General features: G+C 70.9%; 16 protein-coding genes. 5 read left to right on the forward strand and 11 right to left on the reverse strand.

Going from position 1 to position 17250, the window contains the following annotated elements; genetic code table 11:
* Window positions 1-70: 70 nt before the first annotated feature.
* The 4 genes from AB4Z14_RS08990 to AB4Z14_RS09005 all read right to left on the reverse strand — a co-directional run bounded on the left by AB4Z14_RS08990 (window position 71) and on the right by AB4Z14_RS09005 (window position 3462).
* Entirely contained in the window at window positions 71-889 is an 819-nt protein-coding gene (locus AB4Z14_RS08990) for an HAD family hydrolase (protein WP_442274912.1), read from the reverse strand.
* Between the two features lie 18 nt (window positions 890-907).
* Entirely contained in the window at window positions 908-2005 is a 1098-nt protein-coding gene (locus AB4Z14_RS08995) for a branched-chain amino acid aminotransferase (protein WP_442274913.1), read from the reverse strand.
* A 179-nt stretch (window positions 2006-2184) separates the two neighbouring features.
* Window positions 2185-3249, reverse strand: a complete 1065-nt coding sequence (locus tag AB4Z14_RS09000; RefSeq protein WP_442274914.1) for a 3-isopropylmalate dehydrogenase — start codon at window positions 3247-3249, stop codon at window positions 2185-2187.
* Window positions 3250-3381: 132 nt separating this feature from the next.
* Window positions 3382-3462 (reverse strand): 3-isopropylmalate dehydrogenase, encoded by an 81-nt coding sequence (locus tag AB4Z14_RS09005; protein WP_081633825.1) that lies wholly within the window; start codon window positions 3460-3462, stop codon window positions 3382-3384.
* A 304-nt stretch (window positions 3463-3766) separates the two neighbouring features.
* Between AB4Z14_RS09005 and AB4Z14_RS09010 the strand changes: the two genes are divergently transcribed.
* The gene (locus AB4Z14_RS09010; RefSeq protein WP_442274915.1) at window positions 3767-5080 is read left to right on the forward strand and encodes an AI-2E family transporter; all 1314 of its coding nucleotides are present in this window, start codon (window positions 3767-3769) and stop codon (window positions 5078-5080) included.
* A 37-nt stretch (window positions 5081-5117) separates the two neighbouring features.
* On the opposite strand, the gene serA is transcribed toward AB4Z14_RS09010, so the two are convergent.
* Window positions 5118-6701, reverse strand: coding sequence for a phosphoglycerate dehydrogenase (gene serA, locus AB4Z14_RS09015; RefSeq protein WP_056824469.1), 1584 nt, complete (start codon window positions 6699-6701; stop codon window positions 5118-5120).
* A 258-nt stretch (window positions 6702-6959) separates the two neighbouring features.
* Between serA and AB4Z14_RS09020 the strand changes: the two genes are divergently transcribed.
* Window positions 6960-7724 (forward strand): SDR family oxidoreductase, encoded by a 765-nt coding sequence (locus tag AB4Z14_RS09020; RefSeq protein WP_442274916.1) that lies wholly within the window; start codon window positions 6960-6962, stop codon window positions 7722-7724.
* Between the two features lie 69 nt (window positions 7725-7793).
* On the opposite strand, the gene ilvC is transcribed toward AB4Z14_RS09020, so the two are convergent.
* From ilvC to AB4Z14_RS09035, 3 genes are all read right to left on the reverse strand, one after another.
* The gene (gene ilvC, locus AB4Z14_RS09025) at window positions 7794-8822 is read right to left on the reverse strand and encodes a ketol-acid reductoisomerase (protein WP_056770258.1); all 1029 of its coding nucleotides are present in this window, start codon (window positions 8820-8822) and stop codon (window positions 7794-7796) included.
* A 79-nt stretch (window positions 8823-8901) separates the two neighbouring features.
* The gene (gene ilvN, locus AB4Z14_RS09030; protein ID WP_056753659.1) at window positions 8902-9414 is read right to left on the reverse strand and encodes an acetolactate synthase small subunit; all 513 of its coding nucleotides are present in this window, start codon (window positions 9412-9414) and stop codon (window positions 8902-8904) included.
* 2 nt (window positions 9415-9416) lie between these two features.
* On the reverse strand, window positions 9417-11285 hold the full coding sequence (locus tag AB4Z14_RS09035) for an acetolactate synthase large subunit (RefSeq protein WP_442274917.1): 1869 nt from the start codon (window positions 11283-11285) through the stop codon (window positions 9417-9419).
* Window positions 11286-11610: 325 nt separating this feature from the next.
* Here AB4Z14_RS09035 and AB4Z14_RS09040 point away from each other — a divergent pair, with 325 nt between their 5' ends.
* Window positions 11611-12561, forward strand: coding sequence for a GNAT family N-acetyltransferase (locus AB4Z14_RS09040; RefSeq protein WP_442274918.1), 951 nt, complete (start codon window positions 11611-11613; stop codon window positions 12559-12561).
* 9 nt (window positions 12562-12570) lie between these two features.
* Window positions 12571-13026 (forward strand): SRPBCC family protein, encoded by a 456-nt coding sequence (locus AB4Z14_RS09045; protein WP_442274919.1) that lies wholly within the window; start codon window positions 12571-12573, stop codon window positions 13024-13026.
* A 22-nt stretch (window positions 13027-13048) separates the two neighbouring features.
* On the opposite strand, the gene AB4Z14_RS09050 is transcribed toward AB4Z14_RS09045, so the two are convergent.
* A complete protein-coding gene (locus tag AB4Z14_RS09050; RefSeq protein WP_442274920.1) occupies window positions 13049-13867 on the reverse strand; it encodes a phytanoyl-CoA dioxygenase family protein in 819 nt (272 codons plus the stop codon).
* A gap of 127 nt (window positions 13868-13994) precedes the next feature.
* Here AB4Z14_RS09050 and AB4Z14_RS09055 point away from each other — a divergent pair, with 127 nt between their 5' ends.
* Window positions 13995-14831 carry an AraC family transcriptional regulator gene (locus tag AB4Z14_RS09055; protein WP_442274921.1) on the forward strand — a complete coding sequence of 279 codons (837 nt, stop codon included), beginning with the start codon at window positions 13995-13997 and terminating at the stop codon, window positions 14829-14831.
* Window positions 14832-14928: 97 nt separating this feature from the next.
* On the opposite strand, the gene ilvD is transcribed toward AB4Z14_RS09055, so the two are convergent.
* Window positions 14929-16629 (reverse strand): dihydroxy-acid dehydratase, encoded by a 1701-nt coding sequence (gene ilvD, locus AB4Z14_RS09060; RefSeq protein ID WP_442274922.1) that lies wholly within the window; start codon window positions 16627-16629, stop codon window positions 14929-14931.
* A gap of 79 nt (window positions 16630-16708) precedes the next feature.
* Window positions 16709-17242 (reverse strand): SixA phosphatase family protein, encoded by a 534-nt coding sequence (locus tag AB4Z14_RS09065; protein ID WP_235508595.1) that lies wholly within the window; start codon window positions 17240-17242, stop codon window positions 16709-16711.
* Window positions 17243-17250 lie beyond the last annotated feature (8 nt).

The following is a 17250-nucleotide window of genomic DNA, read 5'->3' on the forward strand; positions in this document are numbered from 1 at the left end:
GGGCCAATGGAGCCACAACAGACCATTCGGACAGCACCGCCGGGCATTCGACGCCGGCGTGCCGCCGGGGTCAGAGCCCTAGCGCCCACTCCAGGGTGCGCGCGACGCCGTCCTCGTCGTTGGACGCGCACGTGCGGGTCGCTGCGGCGCGGGCGTCGGGGTGGGCGTTCGCGACGGCCCACCCGACTCCGGCCCACTCGAGCATCGGAATGTCGTTGGGCATGTCACCGAAGGCCCACACGTCAGCGGGGTGGATGCCGGCGCGGGCGCACCACCGCACGAGGCCCGCTGCCTTCGTCACGCCCGGAGCCGAGATCTCGGCGAGCCCCCCGGTGCCCGAGTGCTGCACGAGGGCGCGGTCGCCGAGCACCTCGGCCACGCGCGGGATGACCTCGTCCTCGGGCAGGTGCTCGGTGCGGGCGAGCAGCTTGCCCACGACGGCGCCGGGCGGGAGATCCTCGATGGGGGCCGGCACGAGGTCACCCGGCACCCAGCGGGGGTGCAGCTCGGGGTAGTTCGGCTCGGTGTGCACACCGCCGCTCAGCTCGGCGCTGAAGCCGATGCCCGGCACCTCGGCCCGCAGGTCCGCGACGATCTCGAGCAGCAGGGCACGGTCGAGCGGGTAGGACGCGACGACGGTCCGCGTGCGCACGTCATAGTCGAAGGCGCCGTTGGCGCTGATGACCGTGCCGTCCCCGCCGACGGCGTCGGCGAGCGGGTCGAGCCACCGGGGCGGACGCGCTGTCACGAAGACGACGCCGATGCCGGCGGACTCGGCCGCGCGCAGCGCAGCGCTCGTGCGCGCGGAGATCACCCCGTCGGAGCGCAGCAGCGTCCCGTCGAGGTCGGTGGCGACGAGGCGCGGCCGCCGCAACGGCGCGTCACCCACGGACGCCACTCCCCCGACTCAGACGAGCCGGGTCAGCCAGCCGTGCGAGTCCTCCGCGCGGCCGTACTGGATGTCGAGGAGCTTGGCGCGGATGGCCTCGGCGTAGCGGTCCTCGTGGCCCTCACGACGGTGGTCGACGGAGCCGCCGTCCCAGCGCAGCTCGCCCACGGGGGTGACGACGGCCGCGGTGCCGCACGCGAAGATCTCGACGATGTCGCCGCTGGCCGCGCCCGACTTCCACTCCTCGATCGGGATGCGCCGCTCCTCGGGCTCGAGGTCGAGCTCCTTGGCGATCTCGAGGATCGAGCTGCGGGTCACACCCTCGAGGATCGTGCCGGTCAGCTCCGGCGTGATGATGCGGCCGTCCTTGGTCACGAGGAAGAGGTTCATGCCCCCGAGCTCCTCGATGTACGTGTGCGTCGAGGAGTCGAGGAAGACGGCCTGGTCGCAGCCGTGCTCGATGCCCTCGAGCTGGCCGGCGAGCGAGCTGGCGTAGTTGCCGCCGCACTTCGCCGCGCCGGTGCCGCCCTCGCCCGCACGGGCGTAGTCGGTGGAGATCCACAGCGTGACGGGCTTGAGACCGCCGGAGAAGTAGGCGCCGGCCGGGGAGGCGATGACGGAGTAGGTGACCTGCTGGGCCGGACGCACGCCGAGGAAGGCCTCGGAGGCGAACATGAACGGGCGCAGGTAGAGGCTCTTCTCCCCGGCGTCTCCGGCGGGGACCCACGCCTGGTCGACGCCGACGAGCTGGCGGAGCGACTCGATGAAGTCGGCCTCGGGCAGCTCCGGCAGCGCGAGGCGGCGGGCCGACCGAGCGAAGCGGGCGGCGTTGGCCTCGGGGCGGAACGTCCAGATCGACCCGTCGGCGTGACGGTAGGCCTTCATGCCCTCGAAGATCTCCTGGGCGTAGTGCAGCACCGCCGCCGCCGGGTCGAGCTGGAAGGGACCGTACGGCTTGACCCGGGCGTCGCCCCAGCCACCCTCGGCGGTCCACGTCGCGACGACCATGTGGTCGGTGAAGGTCTTGCCGAAGCCGGGGTTCTCGAGGACCTCGGCGATGCGCTCGGGCGACGTGACGTCGTCGCGGCGCGTGACCTCGAAGGACAGCTGGGACATGACAAACCTCCAGGAGCAAAATCAACGGTGATCCGATTGTCAGGCTATCGCCCACATCGTGAGACGGCGAAGTCGGGCACCGCCCACGGGCTCTGGTCCGGACCGCGGGGCGCACCACGCGCCCGACACCGCCACTCGCGTGCGAGGCCGCGTCGGGCGTATGCCGTGTGGCGTCGCTGTCAGAGGCGCGCGACGACGGCGTCGCCGACGACCGTCGTGCTGCGTACGGCGTCACCACGCTCAGCCAGGTCAGCGGCGACGGCCGCGTCCACCCGCCCCGCCTCGGCATCGAGACCGAGGTGCGCGAGGAGCATGCCGACCGAGAGGATGGCGGCGGTGGGGTCAGCCTTGGACTGACCGGCGATGTCGGGGGCCGAGCCGTGGACGGGCTCGAACATGCTCGGGGTGGTGCGCGCGGGGTTGATGTTGCCCGACGCGGCGAGCCCGATGCCGCCGGCGATCGCCGCGGCGATGTCGGTGAGGATGTCGCCGAAGAGGTTGTCGGTGACGATGACGTCGAAGCGGCCGGGGTCGGTCGCCATGAAGATCGTCGCGGCGTCGACGTGCTGGTAGGCGGTCTCGACGTCGGGGAACTGGGCTCCGACCTCCTCGACGGTGCGGCGCCAGAGGTGGCCGGCATACGTGAGGACGTTGTGCTTGTGCACGAGGGTCAGGTGGCGACGCGGGCGCGCCTGGGCGCGGGAGAAGGCGTCGCGGACGACGCGCTCGACCCCGAAACGGGTGTTGACGCTGACCTCGGTCGCGATCTCGGCCGGGGTCCCGACGCGCAGCGCGCCGCCGTTGCCGGTGTAGGGCCCTTCGGTGCCCTCGCGGACGACGATGAAGTCGATGCCGTCGGGGGCGACGCGCGCGACGTCGAGCGGGCTCGCCACTCCGGGAAAGAGCTTGGCGGGGCGCAGGTTGACGTAGTGGTCGAGGGCGAAGCGCAGCGGCAGCAGCACGCCGCGCTCGAGGACGCCGCTCGGGACGCTCGGGTCGCCGATCGCACCGAGGAGGATCGCGTCGTGGCCGCGCAGCTCCTCGAGGACGGAGTCGGGCAGCGTCTCGCCGGTGTCGTGCCAGCGGCGGGCGCCGAGGTCGTACTCGGTCGTCGCGAACTTCGGACCGCTCTCGCCGGTGACCGCGTCGAGGACCTTGAGTCCCTCCGCGACCACCTCGGGACCGATGCCGTCACCGCCGATCACAGCGATGGAGTAGGCGTCCTTGACCTGCGTCTGTGCCATGTCGTCAGCCTAGAACCCGTCTTGTGATGTGGAATCTGCGTCTCAGTCATTGAACCGACGACGGCCCCACCCGGGAGGGCAGGGCCGTCGTCACGGTGTCGCGGCTCGGCCGCGGACGTCGTCGGGTCTGGCTCAGTCTTCGGTGTGACCCTGGTCGCGCAGGTCCATCGACTCCTGCAGGGCCTGACGGGCAGCCTTGGCGTCTTCGCTCATGATGATCACGTCTTCCGAGTTGCGTGCGGTGTGGTGGTCTCAGGTGGCTCCAGCCCGGGTGGGCGAACCGGTCAGCAGAGGGGTGCGCGGGATCTCCGCGGCGAGGTGCTGACTACCTGGACTCGCCGCGGCGGGGAATAAGTACGACCTGCCGCGTCATGCATTTCACGGTACGCCGGGCTACCCATGGGTAAAGGGGGTTTCCACTGGATGAGACGCGGTGTCCGCCATTCGTCAGGGCTGGGGCCGCGGCGCGGTGCCGCGCATCCCCCGCTCCCCCTGCCCGGAGTCGTAGGCTCGCCGCGTGAGCGCCGACCACCCCGACGCGCCTGCCGACCCCTCCACCGGCACCGCTCGCCACCACGCCGACCACCCGGACCACCGGGCCGCTGCCACTCGCGCCCGGCACACCAGCCACGCCGTCCCGGGGGTGCCGTTCGACGACGAGGCGCGATGGATCGCCATCACGCCCGGCAACGCCCGTCGCATCATCGTCACGGTATTCGTCGCCGTCGTCCTGCTCTCCGTGGCGACGTGGGCCTTCCACGCGATGGGCAGCTTCCTCTTCCTGCTGCTGCTCGCGTGGCTGCTGTCGATCGCGATGGAGCCGGTCGTGCTGTGGCTGAGCCAGCGCGGCATGAAGCGGGGTCTCGCCACGGGGATGACGATGCTCGGGATGCTCCTGCTCTTCGCCGGGCTCGCCGAGCTCTTCGGACAGGTCTTCGTGTCGCAGCTCTCACAGCTCGGCTCGCAGCTGCCCGGCGCGATCACCTCGGCGATCGACTGGGTCAACTCCACCTTCGGCACCCAGTTCGACATCGAGCAGATCCAGACGGCCCTGAGCCTGACGCCCGACAAGCTCGGTGAGCTCGCGGGCAAGTACGGCGGCGGCATCATCGGGGTCTTCGGCTCCGTCATCACCTTCCTCTTCGACGCCCTGACGATCCTCGTCTTCGCCTACTACTTCTCGGCAGACAGCCCGCGGCTGCGCCAGACGATCGGCTCGTGGCTCCCCCAGCGCTACCAGCGCGTCTTCATCACGGTGTGGACGATCTCGGTCGAGAAGACCGGCGGCTACGTCGTGTCCAAGCTCGTCCTGGCCTCGCTCTCGGCCGTCTTCCACGTCGCCTTCTTCTGGTTCATCAACGTGCCGTTCTGGCTGCCCCTCGGCATCTTCGCCGGCATCGTCGGCCAGTTCATCCCGACGATCGGCACGTACATCGGCGTGGCCCTGCCAGCCCTCTTCGCCCTCCTCGACAAGCCGATCAACGCCCTGTGGATCGCGGTGTTCGCGACCGTCTACCAGCAGCTCGAGAACTACGTCTTCACGCCGCGCATCAGCCGGCGCACCATGGACGTGCACCCGGCCGTCGCCCTCGGTTCGGTCATCGCCGGCGCCGCACTCTTCGGCCCGATCGGCGCCCTCATCGGCATTCCCATCGCGGCGGTCGCCCTCGCGATCGTCGACACGTTCAGCAAGCGGCACGAGCTCGTCCCCGAGCTCGCCGGCCTCGAGCCGGCCGACGACAAGGACGACGAGGACGACGAGGACAGCGAGGACGAGCGGGACGCCGGGAGTCCCCAGCGCGTCGAGACGGACGCCGGCCAGCGGAGCTGACCGGGCGACCTGACCGGCGGACCTGACCGGCCTCCGCTCAGTCCTGCAGGCCGATGACCGAGAAGGTCTTGGCCTCGATGACCTCGGAGAGCTCGGCGGCCATGGCTGCGGGCACGGCGCTGTCGACGTTGAGCACCCCGATGGCCCGGTCGTCCTGGCGCGAGACCTGCATGCCGCCGATGTTGATGCCCGCGTCGCCGAGGATCCGGCCGACCGCGCCGATGACGCCCGGACGGTCGGAGTACTCGAAGACGAGCATGTGGTCCGAGAGCGGGACCTCGAGGTCGTAGCCGTTGACGCCGACGAGCTTCTCGACCATCTTCGGGCCGGTCAGCGTGCCCGAGACCGAGACGACCGACCCGTCGGCGAGGGTCCCGCGCAGCGTCGTGACGTTGCGGAAGTCACCGGAGTCGGGGTCGGTGACGAGCCGCACGACGCAGCCGCGCTGCTCGGCGAGGACAGGGGCGTTGACGTAGGTGACGGCGTCCTCGACGACGTCGGTGAACAGTCCCTTGAGGGCGACGAGCTTCCACACGCTGACGTCGTGGGCGGTGATCTCGCCGCGGACGTCCACGTCGAGCTGGGCCGGCACGCTGCCGGACACCGCGGTGAAGATGCGGCCGAGCTTCTCGACGAGCGGGATGCCCGGGCGGACCTCCTCGGCGATGAAGCCGCTGCTGACGTTGACGGCGTCCGGGACGAGCTCTCCCCCGAGCGCGAGACGCACCGACCGGGCGACGGCGATGCCGGCCTTCTCCTGGGCCTCCTCGGTCGAGGCGCCGAGGTGCGGCGTGACGACGACGGACTCGTGCTCGAAGAGCGGTGACTCGGTGGTCGGCTCGGTGGCGAAGACGTCGATGCCGGCGCCGGCGACCCGGCCCTCCGCGATGGCGCGTGCCAGGGCGGCCTCGTCGACGATGCCGCCACGGGCAGCGTTGACGATGCGGACCGAGGGCTTGACCTTCGCAAGGGCCTCTTCCCCGATGAGGCCGAGCGTCTCGGGCGTCTTGGGCAGGTGGATGGTGATGAAGTCGGACTGGGCGAGCAGCTCGTCGAGGCCCACGAGCTGGGCACCGAGCTGTCCGGCCTTGGCCGGCGACGCATAGGGGTCGTAGGCGAGGATCCTCATGCCGAAGCCCTTGAGGCGCTCGGCGACGAGGGCGCCGATGCGGCCGAGGCCGACGACCCCGACGGTCTTGTCGAGCAGCTCCACACCGGAGTACTTGCTGCGCTTCCACGCCCCCGCCTTGAGGGCCTGGTTGGCCGGCGCGATGTTGCGGGCCGTCGCAAGGAGCAGGGCCACGGCGAGCTCGGCGGCGGACGTGATGTTGGACGTCGGCGCGTTGACGACCATGACCCCGGCCTGCGTCGCCGACTGGACGTCGACGTTGTCGAGGCCGACACCGGCGCGGGCGATGACCTTGAGCTGCTTCGCGGCAGCGATGGCCTCGGCGTCCATCCTCGTGGCCGAGCGGATGAGGATCGCGTCGACGTCGGCGAGCGCCGGGAGGAGTGCCTCGCGGTCGGCCCCGTCGACCGAACGCACCTCGAAGTCCGGTCCCAGTGCCTCGATCGTGGCGGGCGACAGCTCTTCGGCGATGAGGACAACGGGTTTGGTCACAGAGGAACCCTTCCGAACGGGCGGGGCCCTACGCACGACAGGGGGCGCGGGCCGTCGGCGGCACCGCGATGTGCCGTCGGCGAGTCTAGGCCGTCGTTCGCGCAGAATCACGGGATGTAACCACAATGTGAACACGGGTCCGAGGGGTGGTCGGGGTATCAGTTCCTGGAACACCGATCCCGTATGCCGGACGCTTCGTCACCACGAACCCCGCGCGAGGCATTGCGCCGGCACGGGCGGGCACGTCAGGGTGTGGTCATGCGCATTGTTGTGACAGGTGGCGCCGGGGACCTCGGCTCGCGGGTCGTCCGCGAGGTCGTGGCCCGCGGACACCAGGCGGTGCCGGCGAGCCGGAGGACCGGCGTGGACCTGACGACCGGTGAGGGTCTCGAGGCCGTCCTGGCGGGCGCCGATGCCGTCGTCCACTGCGCCGACGACACGTCACGCGGCGACACCGTCACGGTCTACGGGACGCGCCGGCTGGCCGATGCGGCTGCCGAGCACGGCGTACACCTCGTGCACATCTCGATCGTCGGCATCGACGAGCACCCCTTGGCCTACTACCGCCGCAAGCTGCGCGCCGAGCAGGGCATCGAGGATGCGGGTGGTGCCGCCTCGGTCTTGCGCGCCACCCAGTTCCATTCCCTCGCAGCGTTCTTCGCCCGCAAGCTGAGTGCAGGGCCGATCGCCGTCACCATCGGCGACATGGCCCTCCAGCCCGTCGACACGGACTTCGTGGCCACGCGCCTGGCCGACCTTGCGCTGGGAGCGCGCCCCACCGCATACGCCAGGGCGACGGACGTCGCAGGTCCCGATGTGCTCACGGTCGGCGAGGTCGCGACCCTGCTGCGTGCGCACCGGGGCGCCTCCGCCGCGAAGGTCGTGCGCCTGCCGCCCGTCGGCGGGCTCCTCAAGGCGTTCGCCGAGCGACGTAACGTCCCCTTCCCCGGTGACGCGGACACCGGCGGCCAGGCATTCGCCGCCTGGCTCGCCCTCCAGCCGCAGCGGCTCACCGGTCGCTGACCCGTCGAGGCGCGCGAACGGCCGACGTCCGCGCATTCGGGACGCCGGCCGTCGAGCCGTGCGGGCTGGTCAGCGGGCGGCGCTGCCCTCGACGTAGTCGGAGTCGGTCTGCTTGACCCACGCCATGAGCTTGCGCAGCTCGCGACCCGTGCCCTCGATCGGGTGCTGGGCACCCTTCTCTCGCAGCGCCTTGAACTCCGGCGCGCCAGCGTCCTGGTCGTCGATGAAGCGCTTGGCGAAGGTGCCGTTCTGGATGTCGCCGAGCACCGCCTTCATGTTCTCCTTGACGCTCGGGTCGATGACGCGCGGACCCGACACGTAGTCGCCGTACTCAGCGGTGTCGGAGACCGACCAGCGCTGCTTGGCGATGCCACCCTCGATCATGAGGTCGACGATGAGCTTGAGCTCGTGGAGGCACTCGAAGTAGGCGACCTCGGGCTGGTAGCCCGCCTCGACGAGGGTCTCGAAGCCGTACATGACGAGCTGGCTCGCGCCACCGCACAGGACGGCCTGCTCGCCGAAGAGGTCGGTCTCGGTCTCCTCGGTGAACGTCGTCTTGATGCCGCCGGCACGCAGGCCGCCGATCGCCTTGCCGTAGGCCTTGGCGAGGTCCCAGGCGGTGCCCGACGCATCCTGCTCGACGGCGAGGAGCACGGGCACTCCACGGCCGTCGGCGAACTCGCGGCGCACGATGTGGCCCGGTCCCTTGGGGGCGACCATGAGCACGTCGGCGTCGGCCTCGGGCTTGATGTAGCCAAAGCGGATGTTGAAGCCGTGGCCGAAGAGGAGCGCGGCGCCGTCCTTGAGGTTGGGCTGGATGTCGTTGGCGTAGACCGTCCGCTGCACCTGGTCGGGCGTGAGGATGACGACGAGGTCGGCCTCCTTGACCGCGTCGGCGACCGACGTGACCGTCAGGCCCTCGGCCTCGGCCTTGGCCTTGCTCTTGCTGCCCTCGGCGAGGCCGACGCGCACGTCGACGCCGGAGTCGCGAAGGTTGAGGGCGTGGGCGTGGCCCTGGCTGCCGTAGCCGATGACGGCGACCTTCTTGCCCTGGATGATCGACAGGTCGGCGTCGTCGTCGTAGAACATCTCGGCCATGGTGGCCTTCTCCTTCGGTTGCGGTGTGCAGTGGGTCTGGTGGTGCGGCGGGTGGAGCCCCGCCCGGGTGGAGCCGGGGTCAGGCGCTGCGCAGGCTGCGGTCGGTGATGGATCGGGAGCCGCGACCGACGGCGACCATGCCGGACTGGACGAGCTCCTTGATGCCGAACGGCTCGAGGACGTCGAGCAGGGCTCGGAGCTTGTCGGAGGTGCCGGTGGCCTCGATGACGATCGCGTCGGTCGTCACGTCGACGACCTTGGCCTTGAAGAGCTGGATCGTGTCGATGACCTGGCTGCGGGTCGCCGGGTCGGCACGGACCTTGACGAGCAGGATCTCGCGCTGCACCGAGGCGTGCGGGTCGAGCTCGACGACCTTGAGCACCTCGATGAGCTTGTTGAGCTGCTTCGTCACCTGCTCGAGCGCCGCGCCCTCGACCTCGACGACGACCGTGATGCGGGAGATGTCGGGCAGCTCGGTCGGGCCGACGGCGAGGGAGTTGATGTTGAAGCCGCGTCGGGAGAAGAGCGCTGCCACGCGGGTCAGGACGCCGGGCTTGTCCTCGACGAGGACCGACAGGGTGTGCTTGCTCATGCTCAGTCCTCCCGCTCCCAGACCGGCGCCTCGTGGCGTGCGGCCTGGATCATGTCGTTGCTGACGCCGGCCGGCACCATCGGCCACACCATGGCGTCGCGGTGCACGATGAAGTCGATGACGACCGGGCGGTCGTTGGTCTCGAGCGCCAACTTGATGACGGCGTCGACCTCCTCGGGCGTCTCGGCCCGCAGGCCGAGGCAGCCGTACGCGTCGGCGAGCTTGACGAAGTCGGGCACCCTCTGGGTCGTCGGCTGCAGGTCGGTGTTGGAGTAGCGCTCGTTGTAGAAGAGCGTCTGCCACTGGCGGACCATGCCGAGCGAGCTGTTGTTGATGATCGCGACCTTGATCGGGATGTTGTTGATGACGCAGGTGGCGAGCTCCTGGTTCGTCATCTGGAAACAGCCGTCACCGTCGATGGCCCAGACGGTGCGCTCGGGCTCGGCGACCTTGGCGCCCATGGCTGCCGGGACCGAGAAGCCCATCGTGCCGAGGCCACCGGAGTTGATCCACGCGTTGGGGCGTTCGTACTTGACGAACTGCGCGGCCCACATCTGGTGCTGGCCGACACCCGCGACGTAGGTCGCCTCCGGTCCGGTGAGGGCCCCGATGCGCTCGATGACGTACTGCGGCGAGAGCGTGCCGTCCTCGCTGTCGGTCCAGCCGAGGGGGAAGGTCCGCTTCCAGTCCGCGACCCGCTCGCGCCACTCGGCGAAGTCCCAGGCGTCGGTGTCGTCGTCCGCCGTCGCCTGGTCGAGCGTGATCTGCTCGATGAGGTCCTTGATGACCTCGCCCACGTCACCGACGATCGGCACGTCGGCGATGCGGTTCTTGGAGATCTCGGCGGGGTCGATGTCGGCGTGGATCACCTTCGCGTGCGGGGCGAACGTCGAGAGCTGGCCGGTGACCCGGTCGTCGAAACGCGCGCCGAGCGTGATGAGCAGGTCGGACTTCTGCAGGCCCGTCACCGCGGCGACCGTGCCGTGCATGCCGGGCATGCCGAGGTTGAGCGGCTCGCTGTCGGGCACCGTGCCACGCGCCATGAGGGTCGTGACGACGGGGATGCCGGTCAGCTCGACGAGCCGGCGCAGCGCCTCGCTCGCGCGGGCTCTCACGACACCGCCCCCGACGTAGAGGACGGGCCGCCTGGCCGCGGCCATGAGGCGCGACGCCTCGCGGATCTGCTTGCCGTGCGGGCGGAGCACCGGGCGGTAGCCGGGCAGATCGATCTGCGGCGGCCAGCTGAAGGTGGTCATCGCCTGGAGCGCGTCCTTGCTGATGTCGACGAGGACGGGACCCGGCCGGCCGGTGCTCGCGACGTGGAACGCCTCGGCGATGGCCTGCGGGATCTTCGCCGGGTCGGTCACGAGGTAGTTGTGCTTCGTGATCGGCATCGTGATGCCGCGGATGTCGGCCTCCTGGAAGGCGTCCGTGCCGATGGCGGCGCTCGCGACCTGACCGGTGATCGCGACGACGGGCACGGAGTCCATGTGCGCGTCGGCGAGCGGCGTCACGAGGTTCGTCGCGCCGGGGCCCGACGTCGCCATGCAGACGCCGACCTTGCCGGTCGCCGACGCATACCCCTCGGCCGCGTGACCGGCACCCTGCTCGTGGCGCACGAGGATGTGACGGACCTTCTTGGAGTCGAGCATCGGGTCGTAGGCGGGCAGGATCGCGCCGCCGGGGATGCCGAAGACGGTGTCGCAGCCGATGGCCTCGAGCGAGAGTACGAGCGCCTGCGCCCCGGTGACCTCACGGGCCGGCGTGACGGGCCCGACGGGCTCGACGGGCTTGGCCTCCGCCGCGGGTCGGGGACGGGCCAGGGAGGCCACGTCGGCGGGCGAGGGCGCCTGCTTCGTCGTGTCGCTCACGATCTCTTCCTTGTCTCGAGCACTGCGTGGTGATGCCGGTTCGGGCTGACTCCAGCCACAAAAAAACCCTTCGGTCCCGCGGTGGGACGGAAGGGGGCGCGCTGACCGTTCGAGCTGGTCGGCGCGCTAGGGAAGTACGAGGAGTCGGGCCACGTGACAACCGTCCTACCAAGCCCCAGCGGTGTCAATCGACCATCTGGGGCGTCTCAACATGTGACCTCGTGATCTCACCCACTGTCACGCCGGCGGTCGGGGCGCCGGCGCTGTCCCCGGGTCCGCGAAAGTCGGTTGTCGGCGGCGCGACCGGCTCGGGACACTGACCGGCATGACGAGCGCCGTGCCCCTCCAGCTGCCGCCTGCTGCGGCCCACCTCGCCGACCGACCGCTGTCGCGGGACGACGCGGCTGCCGTCACCGCCCTCATGGCGGCCTGCGAGCTGCACGACGTCGGAGAGGTGCTCATCGAGGAGGCCGACATCGTCGGCGACTGGCAGCGTCCCGCCTTCGACCTCGCCACGCAGTCCGTGGGCGTGCTCGACGGAGACCGGCTCGTCGCGTACGCGGAGGTCTACAAGGGTCGCTGGGCCGACGCGGCCGTCGCACCGACCCACCGCGGTCTGGGCCTCGGGACGGCCCTGTCTCGCTGGACCCGAGCCGTCGGCGCGCGTGACGGCGGCACCGTCGTCGGCCAGCCGGTGCCCGGCGACTCGGCCGGCGAGCGCCTCCTCTCGGCTCTCGGCTACCGCACCCTGTGGACGTCGTGGGTGCTCGAGCTGCCGGCCGGGCAGGCGATCGAGCCACAGCCCGTCCCGGAGGGGTATGCCGTCCGCGAGCCGCGCGACGAGGACGACCTCCGCGCGACGTGGACGGTCAACGAGGACGCCTTCCTCGAGTGGTCCGAACGCGAGCGATCGACCTTCGAGGAGTGGACTGCCACCGTCTCGCGACGACCGGGCTACGAACCGTGGCAGCTGCGGCTCATGGTCGACGCTTCCGACACCGTCGTCGGCATGGCCTTCGTCGTCGTGTCGAGCGGCTGCGCCTACGTCGACAAGCTCGCGGTGCGCCGCGACGAGCGCGGCAGGGGTCTGGCCAGGGCGCTGCTCGTCGACGCCTTCGAGGTCGCCCGCGCGCACGGAGGCGAGCGGTCCGAGCTGTCGACCGATTCCCGCACCGGCGCCCTGGGTCTCTATGAGAAGGTCGGCATGCAGGTCACGTCGGTGTGGCGCCACTGGGCGGCCGACGTGGCGCCGGACCCGGGGGCCGCACCAGCCTGAGGAGACGCCGTGGAGCAGCACACGAGCATCGACATCGACGCGCCGGTCGCCCGCGTCTGGGCCGTGATGCGCGACGTCGAGCGCTGGCCCGAGTGGACCGCGTCGGTGCGGTCGGTGACGCTGCTCGACGACGGGCTGCGGGTCGGGGCGCGGGCCCGCATCGACCAGCCGCGGATCCCGACGACGGTCTGGACCGTCACCGGCCTCACCGAGGGGCACGACTTCACGTGGGAGGCGAGCGGGCCCGGCACGTTGACGACGGGTCGCCACGGCGTCGAGGCGACGGGCCGCGGCACGTGCCGGGCGACGCTCTCGATCACCCAGTCGGGCCTGCTCGGCTCGGTCGTCGGGCGTGGCTACCGTTCGCTCACCGATCGCTACCTCGCGATGGAGGCGGCGGGTCTCAAGGCGCGCGCCGAGTCGACGGAGCTGATGGAGTCGCCGACACCCGGTGAGAGCTCCTAGCCTCGCGGCGACGCGTCCCGGGTCAGCGGGGCAGCGCAGGGTTCGAGTCCGAGGCCGCGACGTCACCCGGTGCGAGCCCGGGCAACCACGAGCGGAGGTCGTTGGCCTGCGCCGAGTTGGCCGGTTCGAGCACCGTCAGTCCGTCGACGAACCAGATGACGGTCATGACCTCGCGCATCCGGTCCGAGGAGTTGCCGAGGGCCTTGTGCACCGTCCAGCCCGAGTGGAAGGACGCGTCGCCGGCACGCATCGCGACCGGTTCGTCGACGACGAGGCCCCGCTCCGTGAGCAGCCGGTCGAAGTACTCCTCCGACGCGTCGGAGATGCCGATGTCGCTGAGCGGCCCGTCGACGTGGCTCCCGGAGGCGAAGGCGAGCCCGCCGTGGGCGGGGGTGATGTCGACGAGCGGCATCCACATGGTCAGGCACCGGGAGCCGTCCAGCGGCCAGTACATCGCGTCCTGGTGCCACGGCGTGTAGCCCCCGCCGGGCTCCTTGAAGAGCGCCTGGTCGTGGTAGAGCCGCACCCGCGGGACGCCGAGCAGGCGGGCCGCCACGTCGGCGAAGCGGGAGGCCATGACGAAGCGCGCGACGTCCTCGTCGTGCCGCCAGAGGTTCATCACCTGGAGGAACGCCATGCCGTAGCTGTCGCGCTCGGCGAGGGGCCGGGTCTCGGTGCTGAGGCGCTCGACCGCCGCCGCGACGGGCACGCGGTACGCCGCCACCTCCTCCTGCGTGGCCACCTGGGCCAGGCGCACGTGGCCGTTCGAGCGGTAGGCCGCGACGTCGCCGTCAGAGACGGGGTATGCCGTGGTGAGCGCGGGCAGCAGGTCGGTGGGCATGTGGTGACTCGTCCTCCGTGGATCATGAACGACCCGAGCAGTCGTCGTAGCTCCCAGCACAGCAGTCGTGCTCGGACCCGACCCGGAACGTCGTGGTCACAGGGGAACGATCTGGTTCGATGACCTCATGGACGAGCGGGCGGCGCACGGCGGGAGCGCTCGACGCGTGCCGTCGGGCCGGCTCGGCGAGGTGCTCGTGGCCGGACACATCATCGGCGGCAGCGGCCTACCGGTGGGGACGACCCGGCGACACCCGACGTGGGGCCTGACCTTCGTCACCGCGGGCACGGGCCGCTACCGCGACGCGGGGCGCGACGAGTCCCTCGGCGCGGGCTCCCTCGTCGTCGTGCACCCCGGCCATCCGCACTGGTACGGCGCCGACCGCGACGGCTGGGACGAGGTCTTCGTCGTCTTCGACGGGGTCGCGTTCGAGCTGGCCCGGCGACGTGGTGCGCTCACGCCCGACCACCCCCTCGTGCACGGTCTGCCGGTCGCCAGGTGGCGCCACCGGTTCGCGGCCTTCGGCGAGCGGACCCGCCCGACGACCGTCGCGGGCCGGGACGCCGAGGTGCTCGACCTCCTCACGGCCCTGCTCGAGGCGATCGCGACCGCAGGTGCGGGCACGGATCCTCGCGGAGCCGCGAGGCTCGGCTGGCTCGATCGGTCCCTCGAGCTGCTCGACCGCGACCTCGCCGAGTCGCTGGACCTGCCGTCCGTGGCCGCGGAGGTCGGCATGACCTATGAGACGTGGCGCCGACGGTTCCGGTCCGAGACCGGCACGAGCCCCTACGCCCACCGCGCCTCACGACGGCTCGAGGCTGCGACCGACCTGCTCGTGCACACCGGGCTCGGCGTCCGGGACATCGCTGCGGCAACCGGATTCAGCGACGAGCGGCACCTCATCCGCCGGTTCCGCGAGCACACCGGGATGACGCCCCGTGCCTTCCGCGACGCGGAACGCTGACCCGGCCACACGGCATACGCCATCGACCGCCCAGCCTGGGTCGAGGTGATGGCGACACCCAGCCGCGCGTCGCCATCACCTCGAACCCGAGCGAGGGTCAGCCGCAGACGGCGCCGCGGCTGGCGCTGCCGACGAGCTTGCGGTACTTCGCGAGCACTCCGCGGGTGTACTTCGGCTCAGGGTGCGTGACGCCTTCAGCTCGGCGACGGTCCATCTCGTCCTCGTCGACGAGCACGTCGAGCGTGCCGTTGGCGACGTCGAGGCGGATCGTGTCGCCGTCGTGCACGAAGGCGATGGGCCCGTCGTCGACGGCCTCGGGGGCGACGTGGCCGACGCAGAGCCCGGTCGTGCCGCCGGAGAAGCGACCGTCGGTGAGCAGGAGGACGTCCTTGCCCAGGCCCGCGCCCTTGATGGCGCCCGTGACGGCGAGCATCTCGCGCATCCCGGGACCACCCTTGGGGCCCTCGTAGCGGATGACGACGACGTCGTTCTTCTGCAGTGAGCCCTGCTCGACGGCGTCCATCGCGGCGCGCTCGCCGTCGAAGACGCGGGCGGTGCCCTCGAAGACGGACTCGTCGAAGCCGGCCGACTTCACGACGGCACCCTCGGGCGCCAGCGAGCCGGTGAGGATCGTCAGGCCACCGGTCTTGTGGATCGGCGTCGCCATCTCGCGGATGACACGGCCGTCGATGTGCGGCGGGTTGATGTCGTCGAGGTTCTCGGCCATCGTCTTGCCCGTCACCGTGAGGCAGTCGCCGTCGAGCAGCCCGGCCTCGAGCAGCGTCTTCATGACGACGGGGATGCCGCCGATGTGGTCGATGTCCTTCATGACGAAGCTGCCGAACGGCTTGACGTCGGCCAGGTGCGGCACCTTCGCACCGATGCGCCGGAAGTCCTCGATCGTCAGGTCCACCTCGGCCTCGTGCGCGATGGCGAGCAGGTGGAGCACGGCGTTGGTCGAGCCGCCGAAGGCCATGACGACGGCGATGGCGTTCTCGAAGGCCGGCTTCGTCATGATGTCGCGCGCGGTGATGCCCTTGCGGAGCAGCTCGACGACGGCCTGGCCCGACTTGCGGGCGTACATGTCGCGGCGCCGGTCGGTGGCGGGCGGCGCGGCCGAGCCGGGGATCGACATGCCGATGGCCTCGGCCACGGCGGCCATCGTGTTGGCGGTGTAGAAGCCGCCGCAGGCGCCCTCCCCCGGGCAGATGGCGCGCTCGATCGCGTCGACGTCCTCGAGCGACATCTTCCCGGCGTTGCACGCACCGACGGCCTCGAAGGCGTCGATGATCGTGACCTCCTTCTCGCTGCCGTCGGAGAGCTTGGCGATGCCCGGCAGGATCGTGCCGGCGTAGAGGAAGACCGACGCGAGGTCGAGGCGGGCGGCAGCCATGAGCATGCCCGGGAGCGACTTGTCGCAACCCGCGAGCAGCACTGACCCGTCGAGGCGCTCGGCGTTCATGACCGTCTCGACGGAGTCGGCGATGATCTCGCGGGAGACGAGGCTGAAGTGCATGCCCTCGTGGCCCATCGAGATGCCGTCGGAGACGGAGATCGTGCCGAACTCGAGCGGGTAGCCACCCCCGGCGTGCACGCCGTCCTTGACCGCCTTGGCGAGCCGGTCGAGCGACAGGTTGCACGGCGTGATCTCGTTCCACGAGCTCGCGACGCCGATCTGCGGCTTGACCCAGTCGTCGTCGCCGAGGCCCACGGCCCGGAGCATCCCCCGCGCGGCGGTCTTCTCGAGACCGTCGGTGACGTCGCGGCTGCGGGGCTTGATGTCAGGCGTCTGCGTCATGCCAGCAGCATAGAACCGTGTCCGCTGGGTGGACACCGCATCTCACAGCCTGAGCCCGTGCCGAACGGGCGTCGGCCGGTCAGTCGTCGTGACCGCGGCTGACGTGGAAGCGCGCCAGCTCGCACGTGCCGAGGTCGAGGTCGGCCCAGTCCCCCGCGTAGCGCAGGACCGCGAGCCCGCTCGTGACGAAGCCCTCCCCGAGGGCCTCGTGCGCCTCGCGCGAGCCCTCGCCGTCGGTGAGCAGGCTCGTCAGCTGCGCCATCGTCGGGTTGTGGCCGACGACGAGGACGGTCGAGGTGTCACCGGCGTCCTCGCGCACCGTCTCGAGCGTCTGCTCGGAGCCCCCGAGGTAGACGCTGCGCCGGAACTCGACGAACTCCGTGTGCGCGCCACCGCGGCACGCCTCCTCCCACGTCTGCCGCGTGCGCTGCGCGGTCGAGCAGATCACGAGGTCGGGCACGAGGCCTTCGGCATGGAGCCACTTCCCGGCAGCCTTGGCGTCCCGTCGACCACGGGCCGCGAGCTCGCGGTCGTGGTCGACCTTGCCCGGCCCCTCCTCGGCCTTGGCGTGACGCATGAGGATGAGGGTCTTCTCTCTCGAGGCGCTGCTCATGACTCCGA

The organism is Terrabacter sp. 2TAF16, assembly GCF_052115065.1.
GTDB lineage: Bacteria > Actinomycetota > Actinomycetes > Actinomycetales > Dermatophilaceae > Terrabacter.

Bases quoted from the DNA above. Each gene is read 5' to 3' on its own strand.
- AB4Z14_RS09040 (WP_442274918.1), top strand. From the start codon at position 11,611: ATGACGAGCGCCGTGCCCCTCCAGCTGCCGCCTGCTGCGGCCCACCTC.
- ilvC (WP_056770258.1), bottom strand. From the start codon at position 8,822: ATGGCCGAGATGTTCTACGACGACGACGCCGACCTGTCGATCATCCAG.
- ilvN (WP_056753659.1), bottom strand. From the start codon at position 9,414: ATGAGCAAGCACACCCTGTCGGTCCTCGTCGAGGACAAGCCCGGCGTC.
- AB4Z14_RS09065 (WP_235508595.1), bottom strand. From the start codon at position 17,242: ATGAGCAGCGCCTCGAGAGAGAAGACCCTCATCCTCATGCGTCACGCC.
- AB4Z14_RS09020 (WP_442274916.1), top strand. From the start codon at position 6,960: ATGCGCATTGTTGTGACAGGTGGCGCCGGGGACCTCGGCTCGCGGGTC.
- AB4Z14_RS09050 (WP_442274920.1), bottom strand. From the start codon at position 13,867: ATGCCCACCGACCTGCTGCCCGCGCTCACCACGGCATACCCCGTCTCT.
- AB4Z14_RS09055 (WP_442274921.1), top strand. From the start codon at position 13,995: ATGGACGAGCGGGCGGCGCACGGCGGGAGCGCTCGACGCGTGCCGTCG.
- AB4Z14_RS08995 (WP_442274913.1), bottom strand. From the start codon at position 2,005: ATGTCCCAGCTGTCCTTCGAGGTCACGCGCCGCGACGACGTCACGTCG.
- AB4Z14_RS09005 (WP_081633825.1), bottom strand. From the start codon at position 3,462: ATGAGCGAAGACGCCAAGGCTGCCCGTCAGGCCCTGCAGGAGTCGATG.
- AB4Z14_RS09000 (WP_442274914.1), bottom strand. From the start codon at position 3,249: ATGGCACAGACGCAGGTCAAGGACGCCTACTCCATCGCTGTGATCGGC.
- ilvD (WP_442274922.1), bottom strand. From the start codon at position 16,629: ATGACGCAGACGCCTGACATCAAGCCCCGCAGCCGCGACGTCACCGAC.